Source organism: Streptomyces sp. Y1 (genome assembly GCF_041053115.1).
Classification (GTDB): domain Bacteria; phylum Actinomycetota; class Actinomycetes; order Streptomycetales; family Streptomycetaceae; genus Kitasatospora; species Kitasatospora rubellomurina.
Window position 1 is genome coordinate 3269949 of the sequence record NZ_CP163445.1, and the last position, 14945, is coordinate 3284893.

Here is a 14945-nt window from a genome sequence, read left to right on the forward strand (position 1 = left end):
ACGTGCCGCCGCCCGGTGGTCCGGGACGGCGGCACGTCGCGTTGCAGTCGCTCAGGCCTTAGAGGGTGCGGAGCAGCCGGGACTGGATGGACGGCGGGTCGAGGTCCGCTTGGAGGGCCACCGGGACCTCCACCTTGTCGTCGCCCGAGCCGACCCGCAGCGAGCCGACCACCTTGCCGGCCTTCTCCTGGTGGCCGAGCTTGCCCGCGTCCAGGGTGACGGTGCCGGAGATGCCGGGGAAGCCCGCCACGACGAGGTCCTTGGTCGCGACGACCGGGACCTTGCCGCCGAGGCCGTCGTCCACCGTGCCGACGACGTCGCCCTTCTTCACCACGGTCTGGCCGTTCAGGCCGTTCTGCGCGGCCTGGATCTGCTTGCCGCTGACCTTCAGCACGGTCGGCAGGATGCCGTCGCCCGGGGCGGAGGAGGTGGCCTGCTGGCCGAGGGTGACGCCGAGGATCAGCCGCTTCACGCCGCCGATGTCCTTGTAGGCGGCCCACATCAGGCAGCCGCCGGCCGGGGTGCTGGAGCCGGTCTTGACGCCGATCACGCCGGTCTTCGGGTTGATCAGGTTGTTGGTGTTGAGGATCTTCGTGTTGTTGAAGTTGGTCTCCGGGGTGGAGACGATCTGCCGGAAGATCTCGTCCTGCATGACCTGCTCGGCCAGCTTCAGCTGGTCCTTGGCGGTGGACTTGGTCTCCGCGTTGAAGCCCGCCGGGTCGGCGTAGGTGGTGTTGGTCATGCCGAGCTTGGCCGCGGTCTCGTTCATCAGCTTGACGAACGCCTCCTCGGAGCCGGAGTGCTGGCGGGCGAGCAGCCGGGCCACGTTGTTGGCCGAGGGCAGCATCAGCAGCTCCAGCGCCTGGTACTCGGTGAGCACCTGGCCCTCGGTCAGGGTGACCCGGGACTCGTCGCTGTTGCCGGACTCCTGCGCGGCCTGCTTGTCGACGGTGAACTTCTGGCCCGCGTCCCCCTTCTTCAGGGGCCACTTCTGCAGGATCAGGTAGGCGTTCATCACCTTGGTGACGCTGGCGATCGAGGCCGGCGTCTCCTGGCCCGAGCTGCCGAGGCTGCCGACGCCGACCACCTCGGCCGCGGACTGGCCCTTGGCCGGCCAGGCGAGGTCCAGCGGGTTCCCGGCGAAGCTGTAGCTCCCGGCGGCCGTCATCCGCACCTTGGCGTCCGGCAGCGGGCGCAGCAGCTGGGCCACCACGACGGCGCCGAGCACCACGGCCAGGAACACCGTCCAGATGGTGATCCGCTTGAGCGCGCGGCGCAGCGGCGACACCGGACGGGAGTTGAGGGTGGCCAGCACCTCCATCGCCTCGGCGGTGTTCTCCGGCGAGGGCAGCGGCTCGGGCGCCGGCAGCGGCGGGACGGGCGGCACCGGGCGCGGGTCGGGCTCGGGCAGCGGGGTGGGGGCCGGGCCGGGCTTCGGCGCGGGCTCGGGGGCCGGCTTCGGCAGCGGCTTCGGCGCGGGTTCCGGCTCCGGCAGCGGCCCGGGCTCCGGCGGCTCGGGAACCGTCCCAGCGGGGACGGCCCCGGCGGCGGACGGCAGCGCCGCGGGGACGGCGGCCGGACGCAGCGGCTCCGGCTTCTCCAGCTTCCCGGCACCGCCGGTGCGCTGACCAGGCTGCCCGGTCTTGGTCAGCACGACGGGGGCGACGGGCTCGGCGGGCGCGTCCTCGGTGTCGGGCTCGCCGCCATCCGCATCCTCGGCGTCCTCTTCGGCCTCCGGCTCGGCGACCGGCGCGCTGGTCCGGATGGCGAGACGCGGGTCGGCACCGGACGGCTTCTCCGCGGCCTTCCCCGGCTCCTCCCCCGCGGCCCGGGGCGCCGACCCGGACGCCTCGGACGTCTCGGAGGCCTCGGACACGTCGGACGCGTCGGACGCGTCGGACGCGTCGGACGCGTCGTCGGCGGAAGTCTCCTCATCGGCGGGCTTCAGCAGCTCCGCCGGCAGCCGCAACGCGGTGGTCCGGTTGTCCACCGGCAGCCTGAGCGAGGTGGTCCGGTTGTCGACGGGCAGCCGCAGCATCGCCGTCCGCTCGTCCGCATCCTGGACACGCAGCTGCACGGTCGAGCCGCCCCCGGTCCCTCCGGCGGAAGGCTCCGCGGAGTCGGCGGCCTTCGCGCCAGCGGCCTTCGCGTCAGCGGCCTTCGCGCCGGACGGCTTCGGGTCGGCAGCCTCGGAAGCCTTCGGGTCCGGTGCCTTCGCGGGCGTGTCGACGGCCGCCGCGCCGGCGCCGTCCCGTTCGCCCTCGCGCTCCCGCTCGCCGTCCCTCAGCACCCTGTCGGGGGACTCGCCCACGTATCCCAGCCTCCTCAACGCCCGGCGGGGCACCGGCGAACCCGATTTCGGGAAGCCGACGCCCCGCCCCGTGTACCTGTACAGTCTCCGCCACCGAGGGCCGATCCGGCCGCGCACACCCCGCCCGACCGGCGCTTATCGTCCGCGCGCGGCCGCGCCGCGGCCTGTTCACCGGTCAGACGCCGTGCCCGCGGCCACCGGTTCCGCGCCTTCACCGCAAGGTCACGATTCGGAGGCGTACTCGACAAGCCCGTGTGAGAGGCGTCACTCTGTCTCTCATCCACGCGGGGAGGCTTGGATGGGCAAGAGCCGCAGAACTGTTCCTGAGGAACTCTTGCTGCTCGCCTTGGACCCGACCACGGGTACCACGGCGCAGCCGCAGACCCTCGACCTCGGACTCGCCGGGGCGCAGCTCGTCGAGCTGTCCCTGGCCGGACGGATCGTACCGGAGGGTGACCGGATCGCCGTCGTGCTCGCACGGCCGACCGGTGACCCGACCCTCGACCACGCACTGGAACTGCTGCGCCGGCGCGGCAGTCCGGTCCGCGCGGCGCACTGGATCGGCGGGCCGCGACTGGGCCTGCGGCAGACCTACCTGGCGCACCTGGAGCGCTGCGGCATGGTCACGGCCGTGCCGGGCCAGGTGTGCGGCGTCCTGCCGACGACCCGGTACCAGGCGTCCGACGACTGCACCAACGCCGCGATCAAGCAGCGGCTGGACACCGCGATCCGCACCGGCGTGCCGCCGGACCCGCGGACGGCCGCACTGGCGGCCCTGGCCCACTCGGTGGGCCTGGGCAAGCACCTGTACCCGGGCAACGAGGGCAGGTCCTCACGGTCGCGGCTGCGCGACCTGATCCGCTACGACCCGTTGGGCGGGATGGTCGCGCACGCCGTGATGGACGTGCAGAACGGCCTGCCGACCCAGCAGAACCGTTCACCCCAGGGTTCCGGGACCGGCTCCGGCCGCTCCGGCGCCCGCGCGGCGGGCCGGAGCACCGGCGGGCGGGTCACCGCCACCCGGGTCGGCGTCCGCTAGTCAGCCAGTCCGCCGGCGCGCCACTGCGCCGGCCCGCCGGCCGGACCGGGTCCGGTCGCACCGGACGGGGCGCGCGCGGCGGCGCCCGGCAGCCCGTCCGCGCCGTCCGAGGAGGCTCAACGCCCCCTCGTGCAACCGGTTCCACCCCAGCACCACGCAGCACCGCGAACCGCACCGAGGGGCGGTCGCCCGCGACGCAAGTCGCCCGGCGACCGCCCCTCCGCCGTCCCCGACGCCGTCCCGGCGCCGCGCCGACGCCGTGCCGCCGCTCCCCCCGGTCCGTCCGGAGGTCCGTCGGGACGTCGGCCCGCGCACGTGCCAGGGGCAAGCGCGCCGCCGCCGGGGTACAGCATGCAGGTAGCAACACTGGTCCGATGCCACCGAGCCGCATTACCAGCTGGGAGCACCCGCTGTCTCACAGAAGCGCTTTTCCGATGGTTCGTCCCCCCGCGCTACTGGGATTCCCGGGCGCCGACCTGGCCCAAGGTGACATGCTGCTCCGAGTCAGGGGGGTTGGTCCCAATGTCCGAAGTGTTCCGAGGGCTGCCGTTCCCACGTTCACCAGAGGTACGGCCGGAGGTCGACGTGTCCGCGAACATCAATCCCACCGTGCGCCGCCGGCGCCTCGGTTCGGAGCTGCGCAGGCTCCGCGAGGGCCTCGGGATGACGGCGGAGGAGGTCGCCGGCCGGCTGATGGTCTCCCAGTCGAAGATCAGTCGGCTGGAGAACGGCCGCCGCAGCATCAGCCAGCGGGACGTCCGCGACCTCTGCGACGTGTACAACGTGACCGACGAGCAGATGCGCTCCAGCCTGATGGACATGGCCAAGGAGTCTCGCCAGCGCGGCTGGTGGCACGACTTCAACGACATGCCGACCCCCTACAGCGTCTACATCGGGCTGGAGGCCGAGGCCTCCTCGATCCGCGCCTACGAGTCCTCCTTCGTCCCCGGCCTGCTGCAGACCGAGCAGTACGCGCACGCCGTCGTCGAGGGCACCCAGCCGGACACCGACGCGTTCGCCGTCCAGCGCCGGGTGCAGGTGCGGATGAAGCGCCAGGAGCGCGTCAACGGCGAGAACCAGCTCGGCAGCCTGTGGACGGTGGTCGACGAGGCGGTGCTGCGCCGCGAGGTCGGCAGCCGCGAGGTGATGGCCCAGCAGCTGAAGCACATGCTGGAGCTGAGCCAGCGCAAGAACATCACCATCCAGGTGATCCCGTTCTCGCACGGCGCCCACCCCGGCATGACCGGGACATTCTCCCTGCTGGAGTTCCCCGAGTCAGCCGATTCCACGGTCGTCTACTTCGAAGGTGTGACGAGCGATCTCTACCTCGAGAAAGAGACGGACGTCCGTCGTTATACCGGTCTCTACGACTACCTGAGGGCGGCGGCGCTCGGGGTCGCGGAGAGCCGGACGCTGATAGCCCAGATTGAAGAGGAATACCACCGATGAGCACTTCCCCCGAGCACGGCACCCGCTGGCGCAAGAGCAGTTACAGCGGCGGCCAGGGCGCCTGTGTGGAGATCGCCGGTCCGACCGCCGGGGCGGTCGCGGTGCGCGACTCGAAGGACCCGCAGGGCCCGCAACTGCGGTTCTCCGCCGATGCCTGGCGCGCGTTCGCGTCGGCGGCGGCGACCGGGCTCTTCGCCTCCGCCTGACCCGACCGGCGCGTCCCGTGCGGGAGTTGCCCGCGGTGGCGCCCGTCGCCTCCCCCGGCGGCGGGCGCCACCGCGGGCAACCGCCGTCCCGGGGGCCGTCGTCCCGGGGGTGTTCGACCGTCCGCGGCTCTCAGCCCGCCACCGGGTAGCGCCCGGCCCAGACCGCCCCCTCCGGGCTCTGCCGGTCGTGCAGTTCGCCGCCGTGCACCAGCTCCAGCACCAGGTCGTCGGCGAGTTCGAGGATCGCGGCGCGCCCCTCCAGCCCGGCCACCAGGCCCGGCGGCAGCGCGGTGTCGCCGTGCAGCACCCCGAGCAGGCTGCCGCAGATCGCGCCGGTGGAGTCGCTGTCCCCGGAGTGGTTGACGGCGAGCAGCAGGCCGGAGCGCACGTCGTGGGCGACCAGCGCGCAGTAGACCGCGATCGCCAGCGCCTCCTCGGCGACCCAGCCCTCCCCCAGCGCCTCGACCCGGGCGGCGGACGGCTCGCCGGCCCGCACCGCGTCCAGCGCGGCCCGCAGCGCGGCCGTGGTCTCCTCGTGCGCCTGCCGCTCGGAGAGCAGCGCCAGCGCGAGGTGGACGCCCTCCTCCAGGGTGCCGCCGCGGGCCACCGCCTGGACGATCACCGCGAACGCGCCCGCCGCGAGGTAGCCGGTGGGGTGGCCGTGGGTGAGTACCGAGCACTCCACCGCGAGCTGGAAGACCAGGCCCGGCTCCCAGGTGGTGAGCAGCCCGAACGGCGCCGCCCGCACCACCGTGCCGCAGGCCTTGGAGTGCGGGTTCTTGGGGTGCTCCAGCGTGCCGAGCCGCTCGCCCTCCGCGCCGGTGAGGCCGGACAGGCAGCCCTGCCCGGGCGCGCGCCGGGCGTACAGCCACTCCTCGCGGCCGAGCCACCCGAGGTCGGGGCGGCGCTCGTCCGGGCCCCAGTCGCGCTGGGTGGCGGCCCAGCGCAGGTAGGCCAGGTGCAGGTCGGTGGGCGGGTGCCAGCTGCCGGTGTCGCGCCGGATGTGGGCGCGGATGAGGCCGTCGACCGTGAACAGGGTGAGCTGGGTGTCGTCCGTCACGGCGCCGGTGCGGCCGTAGGCGGGGACGTAGCCGGTGACCCCCTGCGGACCGTGCCGGTCGAGGATGTCCTCCAGCGGCTCGAACTCGACGCCGGCGCCGAGCGCGTCGCCGATGGCACCGCCGAGCAGACAGCCCCGCACCCGGCTGCGGAAGTCCTGCTGCTGGGCGCGTGACCACAGTGGCATCACGACGGGGCGCCTTTCGTCGGGGTCGGGGGCCGCCGCGCGCGGGGCCTCGGCCGCCGACGCGCCCTGGCACTGTATTCGAAGGCCCGAGCGAATCGGCGGCGTCCCTGCCGACTCGGCTCCCCGCCCCGGCCGCCCCTACGGAGGACGGCCGGGCCCGGGACGCCGCCTCAGTCGAGGACGGGCAGCAGCTCCGGCAGGTGCCCGTCCGAGGCGCGGGCGGCGGCCTGCCGCTCGGCCGGCACCTCGCCGTAGGTGGTGGTGCGCTGCCGGTGCGGGCGGCCCGCCGCCTCGGCGATCGCCTGCAGGTCGCGCACCGACTTGTAGCTGCCGTACGCGGAGCCGGCCATCCGCGAGATGGTCTCCTCCATCAGCGTGCCGCCCAGGTCGTTGGCGCCCGAGCGCAGCATCTCGGCGGCGCCCTCGGCGCCCAGCTTGACCCAGCTGGTCTGGATGTTGGGGATGTGCGGGTGCAGCAGCAGCCGGGCCATCGCGACCACCGCGCGGTTGTCCCGGGCGGTCGGGCCGGGCCGGGCGATGCCGGCCAGGTAGACCGGCGCGTTGGTGTGCACGAACGGCAGGGTGACGAACTCGGTGAAGCCGCCGGTGCGCTGCTGGATCCCGGCGAGCAGCCGCAGGTGGCCGAGCCAGTGCCGCGGGGTGTCCACGTGCCCGTACATCATCGTGGACGAGGAGCGGATGCCCAGCTCGTGCGCGGTGGTGACGACCTCGACCCAGGTGGCGGCGGGCAGCTTGCCCTTGGTGAGCACCCAGCGGACCTCGTCGTCCAGGATCTCGGCGGCGGTGCCGGGGATGGTGTCCAGGCCGGACTCCTTGGCCCGCTGCAGCCAGTCACGGATCGACAGGCCGGTCCTGGTCGCGCCGTTGACCACCTCCATCGGGGAGAAGGCGTGCACGTGGATGCCGGGCACCCGCTCCTTCACCGCGCGGGCGATGTCGAAGTAGGCCGTGCCGGGCAGGTCGGGGTGGATGCCGCCCTGCATGCAGACCTCGGTGGCGCCCACCTCCCAGGCCTGCGCGGCCCGGTCGGCGACCTGCTCCAGGGACAGGGTGTAGGCGTCGGCGTCGGTGCGGCGCTGGGCGAACGCGCAGAACCGGCAGCCGGTGTAGCAGACGTTGGTGAAGTTGATGTTCCGGGTGACGCAGTAGGTGACCTGCTCGCCGACGGTGTCCCGGCGCACGTCGTCGGCGATCCGGCACAGCGCGTCCAGCGCCGGGCCGTCCGCGTGGAACAGGGCGAGCGCCTGGTCGTCGGTGAGCGCGGTCGGGTCGTCGGCGGCCGTCGCCAGGGCCCCGCGCAGGTCCCCGGCCAGCCGCTCGGGGGCGCCCTTGGCGAGCACCTGTTCGCGCAGCACCTCCCAGTCGCCGTACACGTCCTCGAAGTCGGCCCGGCGGTCGGCGGTGCGGCCCTCGGTGTCGATGGTCGCGTGCAGGTCGGTGCGCCCGTACGACTCCGGCAGGTCCTCGGGCTCCTGCCAGGGCAGGCCGCGGACGGGGGCGTCCGGGTTCGCCAGGCCGGTGGCCGGGTCGGCCAGGGCGCGGACGTGCGGGAGCACCCGCGGGTCCAGCCAGGGCTCGCCGCGCAGCACGTACTCGGGGTAGACGGCGAGGCGTTCGCGCAGCTCGAAGCCGGCCGCGGCGGAGCGCTCGGCGAGCCGGTCGATCTGCGGCCAGGGGCGCTCGGGGTTGACGTGGTCGGGGGTGAGCGGGGAGACGCCGCCCCAGTCGTCGATGCCGGCCGCGATCAGCCGCCCGTACTCGCCGTCCACCAGGTTCGGCGGCGCCTGCAGGCAGGCGGCGGGGCCGAGCAGGTGCCGGGCGACGGCCACCGTGGCGACCAGCTCGTCGAGTTCGGCGTCGGGCATGCCGCGCATCGCGGTGTCCGGCTTGGCCCGGAAGTTCTGCAGGATCAGCTCCTGGACGCCGTGGTAGGCGCGGGAGACCTTGCGCAGCGCGAACAGCGACTCGGCGCGCTCCTGGTACGTCTCGCCGATGCCGATCAGCAGGCCGCTGGTGAACGGGACGGAGCTGCGGCCCGCGTCCTCCAACACCCGCAGCCGGACGGCCGGTTCCTTGTCCGGCGAGCCGTAGTGCGGGCCGCCGGGCTCGCTCCACAGCCGGGTCGCGGTCGTCTCCAGCATCATGCCCATCGAGGCGGAGACGGGCTTGAGCCGCTGGAAGTCCGTCCAGCTCAGCACCCCGGGGTTGAGGTGCGGCAGCAGGCCGGTCTCCTCCAGGATGCGGATCGACATGGCCCGCACGTAGGCGATGGTGTCGTCGTAGCCGTGCGCGTCCAGCCACTCGCGGGCCTCGGGCCAGCGGTCCTCGGGCTTGTCGCCGAGCGTGATCAGGGCTTCCTTGCAGCCGAGTTCGGCGCCGCGCCGGGCCACCTCCAGCACCTCGTCCGGGGACATGAACAGCCCGTGCCCGTCCCGGCGCAGCTTCCCCGGGACGGTGGCGAAGGTGCAGTAGTGGCACTTGTCGCGGCAGAGCCGGGTGAGCGGGATGAAGACGCTCTTGGAGTAGGTGATGACCCCGGGTCGGCCGGCCGCTTCGAGGCCCGCGTCGCGCACCCGGGCGGCGCTCGCGCAGAGGTCGCGCAGGTCCTCGCCTCTGGCCTGGAGCAGCACGGCGGCCTCGCCCAGGTCGAGCGCGACGCCGTCCCGGGCGCGGCGCAGGGCACGCCGCATCGCGTTCGCGGTCGGGGGGTTGCTTGCGTCCACGGGGGTTCCGTCCATGGCGCGACCCTACGCCAGGGGGCGTACGCGGGGACCGGTCAACCCTGAGCCGTCTCAGGGTCGGTGTACCCGCGAGGTTCACCCCCGATCTGGCCCCGCAGGGCGATGACGCCCCGCCGGCGGCGGCATCTAATGGGACGGCACAGTCAATCGCTCATGCCCACAGAGGAGTTGAGGACGCCATGACGAACGACACGGCGGTGGCGGCGGACGCGGAGGGCGGCGGCGTGCCGTACCGCTCGCGGCGCCGCATGCTGGTCCGGGCCGGGGTGCCGATCGCGGTGGCCGCGGCGATCGCCACCGGGATCGGGCTGGTGCCCGCGCTGGCCGCCGACTCCCCGCCCGACCTGCCGTCGCTGACGGCCGAGCAGGTGGTGGCCAAGGCGCTCGGCTCCGACGCGCAGTCCCTGTCCGGGACGGTCTCCGTCGCCACCGACCTCGGGCTGCCCACCGCGCTGCTCGGCGCGGCCGGCGGCCTCGGCGCCGCGAGCGGGCACGGCGGGGGCTCGTCCGCCTCGGCGGACCCGCAGGCCAAGCTGCTCGACCTGCTCGGCGGCGACCGCACCGTCCGGGTCGCGGTGGACGGCCCGGACCGCCAGCGGGTCGAACTGCTGGAGGACTCGGCCGGCTACACCGTCGTCCACAACGGCGACCAGGCCTGGGCCTGGGAGAGCGCCACCAACAGCGCCGAGCACTTCACCGGACAGCCCGGACGGCCCGGCGAGCACGGCGAGCACGGCGGGCTCCCGAAGGCCCCGGCCGCCCCACTGGCCGGCACGCCCACCACCCCGCAGGAGGCCGCCAAGCAGTTCCTGTCCGCGAGCGCCGGCACCACCACGGTCAGCGTCGCCGGCACGGCCCGGGTCGCCGGGCACGACGCCTACCAGCTGAGCGTCAAGCCCACCCAGTCCGGCTCGACGCTGGGCGAGGTGCGGATCGCCGTCGCCGCCGACAACGGCGTGCCGCTCGCGGTCGTGGTGAAGACCACCGGCGGATCCACCGTGCTGGACGTCCACTTCACCGAGGTGTCCTTCGCCAAGCCGGACGCCAAGACCTTCGACTTCACCGCGCCCAAGGGCGCCAAGGTCACCGAGCACGCGGCCGGCGCCCAGCCGAAGGGTGCCGCCAAGGGTGACGGAGCCAAGGGTGCCGAGGCCAAGGGGGACGGGGCCAAGGGTGCCGGCGCCGAGGGGCACGGCTCCGAGGTCAACCGCCCGCAGGTGATCGGCGAGGGCTGGACGGCGGTCGTCACCACCAAGCTGCCCGGCGGTGCCGAGGCGCCCCAGGGCGAGGGCAAGGGCAAGCACCAGACCAAGCCGTTCAACCCGCAGACCCTGGCCAAGTCGCTCGGCAAGCCGGTCGACGGCGGCACCCTGATCAGCACCAAGGTGGTCAACGTGCTGCTCACCGACGACGGCCGGGTCTTCGCCGGCGCGGTGACCCTGCCGGTCCTCCAGCACGCCGCCGGGGTGAACTGACGGATGACCGGGACTCCCGTAACGGGGGACGTTACGGAGGAGTCGGTCGGGGGTCGGGCCGCCGAGGTGCGCCCGGCCCCCGCTCCGTCCGCTCCGCCCCCCTCCCTCCCCGCCGGTCCGGACGACGTGATCCGCACCCGCGGCCTGACCAAGCGCTTCCGCGGCGGCCAACTCGCCGTCGACGGGCTGGACCTGACCGTGCCGCGCGGCAGCGTCTTCGGCTTCCTCGGCCCCAACGGCTCCGGCAAGACCACCACCATCCGGATGCTGATGGGCCTGATCGCCCCCACCTCCGGCACCGCCAGCGTGCTCGGCGCGTCGATGCCGCAGTCCGTCGCCACCGTGCTGCCCCGGGTCGGCGCGCTGATCGAGGGCCCGGCCCTGTACGGCTTCCTGACCGGCCGGGACAACCTGGACCGCTTCGACGCCGCCGACCCCACCGCCGACCCGCGCACCCGCCGGCAGCGGGTCGAGGCCGCGCTGGAGCGGGTCGGCCTGAGCGCGGCCGCCGGCAAGAAGGCCCGCGCCTACTCGCTCGGCATGAAGCAGCGGCTCGGTCTGGCCTCCGCGCTGCTGCGGCCGCGCGAGCTGCTGGTGCTGGACGAGCCCACCAACGGGCTGGACCCGCAGGGCATGCGGGAGATCCGGACCCTGGTGCGGGAGGTCGCGGCCGAGGGCACCACGGTGTTCCTCTCCTCGCACCTGCTGGACGAGATCGAGCAGGTCTGCAGCCACGCCGCCGTGATGTCCCGGGGCCGGCTGGTGGTGCAGGGCACCGTCGCCGAGCTGGCCGCCCGGGCGCAGGGCCGGCTGGTCGTCCGCACCCCCGACACGGCGAAGGCCGCCGAGGTGCTGGCCGCCCACCGGGTCGCCGGGCCGGCGGTCGAGGACGGCCGGGTGAGCGGCGAGTTGGGCGCCCTCGGCGAGGAGGTGCTGCCCGGGCTGTGCGCGGCGCTGGTGGCGGCCGGCGTCCGGGTGCACGGGTTCGGGCTGGAGCGGGGCACGTTGGAGGACGCCTTCGTGGCGCTGACCGGGGAGGGCTTCGATGTCGCGGGCTGACGTGTCGCGGGCGGAGGTGTCGCGGGCGGCGGCTCCGCCCGTTCCGGCCGGGCGGGGCCGGGGGACGGCCTCCGGCTACCTCGCGCTGTTCCGCAACGAGCTGCGCCTGGTGTTCCGCCGGCTGCGCACCCGGGTGCTGCTCGGCATCCTGGCGCTGCTGCCGGTCCTGATCGGCGTGGTGGTCAAGCTCAACACGGACAGCCCGCACGACGGGCGCGGCCCGAGCTTCATCGCGCAGACCACCCAGAACGGCGTCTTCCTGATCTTCACCGCGCTGGCCGTGGCGCTGCCGGTCTTCCTGCCGATGACGGTCGGGGTGGTCGCCGGGGACGCGGTGGCGGGCGAGTCCGCCGCCGGGACGCTGCGCTACCTGCTGGTCGCCCCGGCCGGGCGGACCAGGCTACTGGCCGCCAAGTTCACCGCCGGCCTGGTGTTCTGCCTGGCCGGCACCGTGGTCGTCACGCTGTCGGCGCTGGCCGCCGGGGCGGTGCTGTTCCCGCTCGGCGACGTCACGCTGATCTCCGGGGACACCATCGGCCTGGTCGACGCGCTGCCGCGGGCCGCGCTGGTGGCCGCCGTGGTGGCGCTCTCGCTGAGCGGCCTGGTGGCGATCGGGCTGTTCGTCTCGACGCTCACCGGCAGCGGCATCGCGGCGATGGCCGCGACCGTGGGCCTGGTGATCACCGTGCAGATCCTGGACGGCTTCCCGCAGCTGGACGCGATCCGGCCGTTCCTGTTCCCGCACTACTGGATGAGCTTCGGCGACCTGCTGCGGGCGCCGATGTACTGGGACAACATCCTGAAGGACCTCGGGCTGCAGGCCGCCTACGTCGCCGTGTTCGGCTCGGCGGCCTGGGCCCGGTTCACCAGCCGGGACATCAGCGCGTGACGCCGGCCTCCGCCGCCTCGGGCTGGAGGGGCTGAGCCGCTGCGACGGGCTGGGCGGACCGGGCCGCTGCGGCGGCCCGTCCGGCCCGGTCGACCCGCATCTGGCGCAGCGCGTCCCAGGTGAGCACCGCCAGCGCGGCCCACACCAGGGCGAAGCCGGCCCAGCGCGCGGGCGGCATCGACTCGTGGAACCACAGGACGCCGCACAGGAACTGGAAGATCGGAGCCAGGTACTGCAGCAGCCCGAGCGTGGTCAGCGGCACCCGGACGGCGGCCGCGCCGAAGAACAGCAGCGGGATCGCGGTGATCACCCCGCCGAGCATCAGCAGCGCCGAGTGCCCCCAGCCGTACGAACCGGGGACGGTGTGCCCGAAGGTGCCGTGCCCGGTGACCTCCAGGTAGACCAGGTAGCCGAGGGCGAAGGGGAACATGAAGGCGCTCTCCGCCGCCAGGCTCTCCAGCCCGCTCAGCCCGACCTGCTTCTTCAGCAGCCCGTAGGTGGCGAAGGAGAGCGCCAGGATGAGCGCGATCCACGGCAGTTGCCCGAAGGCGACGGTCAGCACCGCGACGGCGACGGCGCCGATGCCGACCGCCGTCCACTGGGCGGCGCGCAGCCGCTCCTTGAGCACCAGGACGCCGAAGCCGATGGTGACCAAGGGGTTGATGAAGTAGCCGAGGCTGGTCTCGACCACGTGTCCGGCGTTGACGGCCCAGATGTAGACGCCCCAGTTGACCGAGATCACGGCGGCCGCACCGGCCAGCATGGCGAGCCGGCGGGGCTGGCGCAGCAGCGGGCGTATCCAGCCCCAGTGCCGCTGGGCGGCCAGCATGCCGACGACGGCGATCAGCGACCAGACCATCCGGTTGGCCACGATGTCGTCGGCGGCGCTGGGCTCCAGCAGCGGCCAGAACAGCGGGAAGACCCCCCAGATGCCGTAGGCCGCGATGCCGTACCAGAGGCCTCGGCCGCTGTCCTGCTGGATCGTCTGTGGCATGGCCGAGTGCCCTCCCGCGCGCGTGTGTCGAAGGGCGACGGTAGCGGGCGGGAGGGCAGCCTGTCATCTCCGTTTTCGGATTTTGGTCATGACATTGCTTGAATGCTGGACGGGTTCGGCGTTTCCCGAGGTCAGACGGTTGCGCAAGGCATCCGCCGGCTGCTCGCTCAGGCGCCCAGGGCCGCCCGGACGGACACCGCCAGCGGCACGGTCGGACGGCCGATCAGCCGGGCCAGGTCGCCCGGGGTGCCGGCCAGCTCGCCGCGCGCGATGCCCGCGTCCACGTCCACCAGCACCTCGGCGAAGCCCTCCGGCAGGCCGGCGCCGACCAGGGCCGCCAGGTGGTCGGGCGCCGGGACGTTGCGGTGCTCGACCCGGCGGCCGGAGGCCTGCGCCAGCTCGGCGGCCAGTTCGCCGAGGCTCCACGCGGTGTCGCCGCTCAGCTCGTACACCGTGTTCTCGTGGCCCTCGCCGGTCAGGACGGCCACGGCGGCGGCCGCGTAGTCCCGGCGCGGGGCGCCGGCCACCCGGCCGTCGCCCGCGCTGCCGAGCACCACACCGCGCTCGACCGTCCCGGCCGCGTCGTCCAGGTAGTTCTCGGCGTACCAGCCGTTGCGCAGCAGCACGTACGGCAGCCCGGAGGCCCGGACCAGCTCCTCCGTCGCCTGGTGCTCGTCGGCCAGCCGGAACGTCGCCGCGCCCAGGATGCTGGTGTAGGCGAGCAGCGCCACGCCGGCCGCCGCCGCGGCCTCGACCACGGCCCGGTGCTGCGGGATCCGGCGGCCGAGCTCGTTGCCCGAGATCAGCAGCACCCGGTCCCCGGCGGCGAAGGCGCCGGCCAGCGACTCGGGCCGGTCGTAGTCCACCACCCGCACGGCCACCCCGCGCGCGGCCAGGTCCGCCGCCTTCTCGGCCGAGCGGACGGCGACCGCCACCTCGCCCGCGGGGACGGTGGCCAGCAGCCCCTCGACGACGAGACGGCCGAGCTGGCCGGTGGCTCCGGTGACGACGTACATGGCAGTGCTCCTTCTGGTGTCCCTGTCCTGACCTCGGAACTCACCCTAGGGATGGCACTAACCTTTCGAAAGTACGCACTTCGAAGTAGGGTACTGATGTGAAGGTAAGCACCGAGGTCCGCGAACTGCCGCCGGCGACCGTCTTCGACCGGATGTGCCCCTCCCGGGGTGTGCTGGAGCACGTCACCAGCCGCTGGGGCGTCCTCGTGCTCGGCGCGCTGCACGAGCGCGGCTACCGGTTCAGCGAGCTGCGCCGCCGGGTCGCCGGAGTCAGCGAGAAGATGCTCGCCCAGACCCTGCAGACGCTGGAGCGGGACGGCTTCGTGCTGCGCGAGGCGCACCCGGTGATCCCGCCCCGGGTCGACTACAGCCTGACCCCGCTCGGGCGGGAGGCCGCCGAGCTCGTCGCGGCGCTCGCGCACTGGTCGGAGCGGCGGGTGCCGGCCGTCGAGGCGGCGCGCGCCGAGTACGACGGTCGGGACGCCTGAGCGTTCGACGA

Annotated in this window: 12 protein-coding genes; 7 read left to right on the forward strand and 5 right to left on the reverse strand. The window is 74.0% G+C overall.

Translation table 11 applies throughout. The features are described from left to right. Window positions 1-58: 58 nt before the first annotated feature. On the reverse strand, window positions 59-2311 hold the full coding sequence (locus tag AB2U05_RS13680) for a serine hydrolase (protein ID WP_369183348.1): 2253 nt from the start codon (window positions 2309-2311) through the stop codon (window positions 59-61). Between the two features lie 298 nt (window positions 2312-2609). Here AB2U05_RS13680 and AB2U05_RS13685 point away from each other — a divergent pair, with 298 nt between their 5' ends. The 3 genes from AB2U05_RS13685 to AB2U05_RS13695 all read left to right on the forward strand — a co-directional run bounded on the left by AB2U05_RS13685 (window position 2610) and on the right by AB2U05_RS13695 (window position 5005). Then, window positions 2610-3350 carry a GPP34 family phosphoprotein gene (locus AB2U05_RS13685; RefSeq protein WP_369183349.1) on the forward strand — a complete coding sequence of 247 codons (741 nt, stop codon included), beginning with the start codon at window positions 2610-2612 and terminating at the stop codon, window positions 3348-3350. 585 nt (window positions 3351-3935) lie between these two features. Then, a complete protein-coding gene (locus AB2U05_RS13690) occupies window positions 3936-4799 on the forward strand; it encodes a helix-turn-helix transcriptional regulator (RefSeq protein ID WP_045696343.1) in 864 nt (287 codons plus the stop codon). Then, the gene (locus AB2U05_RS13695) at window positions 4796-5005 is read left to right on the forward strand and encodes a DUF397 domain-containing protein (protein WP_045696341.1); all 210 of its coding nucleotides are present in this window, start codon (window positions 4796-4798) and stop codon (window positions 5003-5005) included. Before AB2U05_RS13690 ends, AB2U05_RS13695 begins: the two co-directional genes overlap by 4 nt. A 130-nt stretch (window positions 5006-5135) precedes the next feature. Here the strand turns inward: AB2U05_RS13695 and AB2U05_RS13700 are convergent, their stop codons facing one another. Next, window positions 5136-6251 carry an ADP-ribosylglycohydrolase family protein gene (locus AB2U05_RS13700; RefSeq protein ID WP_045696339.1) on the reverse strand — a complete coding sequence of 372 codons (1116 nt, stop codon included), beginning with the start codon at window positions 6249-6251 and terminating at the stop codon, window positions 5136-5138. A gap of 170 nt (window positions 6252-6421) precedes the next feature. Beyond that, complete coding sequence (locus AB2U05_RS13705) at window positions 6422-9010, reverse strand: bifunctional FO biosynthesis protein CofGH (protein WP_045696337.1); 2589 nt, start codon at window positions 9008-9010, stop codon at window positions 6422-6424. 182 nt (window positions 9011-9192) lie between these two features. Here AB2U05_RS13705 and AB2U05_RS13710 point away from each other — a divergent pair, with 182 nt between their 5' ends. From AB2U05_RS13710 to AB2U05_RS13720, 3 genes are all read left to right on the forward strand, one after another. Next, entirely contained in the window at window positions 9193-10488 is a 1296-nt protein-coding gene (locus AB2U05_RS13710; RefSeq protein WP_369183350.1) for an outer membrane lipoprotein carrier protein LolA, read from the forward strand. Window positions 10489-10614: 126 nt separating this feature from the next. Beyond that, complete coding sequence (locus tag AB2U05_RS13715; protein WP_244178762.1) at window positions 10615-11547, forward strand: ABC transporter ATP-binding protein; 933 nt, start codon at window positions 10615-10617, stop codon at window positions 11545-11547. Beyond that, window positions 11534-12436 (forward strand): ABC transporter permease, encoded by a 903-nt coding sequence (locus AB2U05_RS13720; protein ID WP_369183351.1) that lies wholly within the window; start codon window positions 11534-11536, stop codon window positions 12434-12436. Before AB2U05_RS13715 ends, AB2U05_RS13720 begins: the two co-directional genes overlap by 14 nt. On the opposite strand, the gene rarD is transcribed toward AB2U05_RS13720, so the two are convergent. Beyond that, entirely contained in the window at window positions 12426-13430 is a 1005-nt protein-coding gene (gene rarD, locus AB2U05_RS13725) for an EamA family transporter RarD (RefSeq protein WP_045696333.1), read from the reverse strand. The genes AB2U05_RS13720 and rarD overlap by 11 nt on opposite strands. Before the next feature lie 167 nt (window positions 13431-13597). Then, window positions 13598-14446, reverse strand: a complete 849-nt coding sequence (locus AB2U05_RS13730) for an SDR family oxidoreductase (RefSeq protein WP_369183352.1) — start codon at window positions 14444-14446, stop codon at window positions 13598-13600. A 152-nt stretch (window positions 14447-14598) separates the two neighbouring features. Here AB2U05_RS13730 and AB2U05_RS13735 point away from each other — a divergent pair, with 152 nt between their 5' ends. Beyond that, the gene (locus AB2U05_RS13735; protein WP_045696425.1) at window positions 14599-14934 is read left to right on the forward strand and encodes a helix-turn-helix domain-containing protein; all 336 of its coding nucleotides are present in this window, start codon (window positions 14599-14601) and stop codon (window positions 14932-14934) included. Window positions 14935-14945 lie beyond the last annotated feature (11 nt).

Excerpts from the sequence above, each read along its gene's own strand:
- AB2U05_RS13735 (WP_045696425.1), top strand. The coding sequence starts at position 14,599 with ATGTGCCCCTCCCGGGGTGTGCTGGAGCACGTCACCAGCCGCTGGGGC.
- AB2U05_RS13710 (WP_369183350.1), top strand. The coding sequence starts at position 9,193 with ATGACGAACGACACGGCGGTGGCGGCGGACGCGGAGGGCGGCGGCGTG.
- AB2U05_RS13705 (WP_045696337.1), bottom strand. The coding sequence starts at position 9,010 with ATGGACGGAACCCCCGTGGACGCAAGCAACCCCCCGACCGCGAACGCG.
- AB2U05_RS13695 (WP_045696341.1), top strand. The coding sequence starts at position 4,796 with ATGAGCACTTCCCCCGAGCACGGCACCCGCTGGCGCAAGAGCAGTTAC.
- AB2U05_RS13720 (WP_369183351.1), top strand. The coding sequence starts at position 11,534 with ATGTCGCGGGCTGACGTGTCGCGGGCGGAGGTGTCGCGGGCGGCGGCT.
- rarD (WP_045696333.1), bottom strand. The coding sequence starts at position 13,430 with ATGCCACAGACGATCCAGCAGGACAGCGGCCGAGGCCTCTGGTACGGC.
- AB2U05_RS13685 (WP_369183349.1), top strand. The coding sequence starts at position 2,610 with ATGGGCAAGAGCCGCAGAACTGTTCCTGAGGAACTCTTGCTGCTCGCC.
- AB2U05_RS13700 (WP_045696339.1), bottom strand. The coding sequence starts at position 6,251 with ATGCCACTGTGGTCACGCGCCCAGCAGCAGGACTTCCGCAGCCGGGTG.
- AB2U05_RS13730 (WP_369183352.1), bottom strand. The coding sequence starts at position 14,446 with ATGTACGTCGTCACCGGAGCCACCGGCCAGCTCGGCCGTCTCGTCGTC.